Origin of the sequence: Pseudomonas sp. 86_A (assembly GCF_017491705.1) — a bacterium.
In the GTDB taxonomy this organism is placed as follows: Bacteria; Pseudomonadota; Gammaproteobacteria; order Pseudomonadales; family Pseudomonadaceae; genus Aquipseudomonas; species Aquipseudomonas koreensis.
The window spans coordinates 1-528 of sequence record NZ_JAFGYS010000071.1 but is presented as its reverse complement, the minus strand read 5'-3'; the positions used below and the strand labels follow the sequence as shown (position 1 = coordinate 528).

Sequence of the window (528 nt, the reverse complement as noted above, 5' to 3'; positions counted from 1 at the left end):
CCATCAAATCGATCGTCAAGACCGTCGGCATCGGCGTGCATTCGGGCCGCAAGGTCGAACTGACGCTTCGTCCCGCGGCGCCCGATACGGGCATCGTGTTCTCGCGCGTCGATCTGCCGACGCCCGTCGACATTCCCGCTTCGGCGCTGTCGATCGGCGACACGCGGCTCGCGTCCGTGCTGCAGAAGGACGGCGTGCGCGTGTCGACGGTCGAGCACCTGATGTCGGCGTGCGCGGGCCTCGGCATCGACAACCTCTACGTCGACGTGACGGCCGAGGAAATTCCGATCATGGACGGCAGCGCGGCGACGTTCGTGTTTCTGATCCAGTCGGCCGGCATCGAAGAGCAGAACGCGGCGAAGAAGTTCATCAAGGTGACGAAGCCCGTCGAGATCCGCGACGGCGATAAATTCGCGCGTCTCGATCCGTACTTCGGTTTCAGGCTGAAGTTCACGATCGATTTCCGCCATCCGGCCGTCGACAAGACGGGCCAGGAGCTCGAGGTCGATTTCGCGAACACGTCGTACG

Annotated in this window: 1 protein-coding gene; it reads left to right on the top strand. The window is 63.4% G+C overall.

The window, feature by feature from the left end; translation table 11 throughout:
• Window positions 1–528 (top strand): UDP-3-O-acyl-N-acetylglucosamine deacetylase (gene lpxC, locus J5M57_RS28035; RefSeq protein ID WP_207938481.1); only part of this gene is annotated, 528 nt, incomplete at both ends.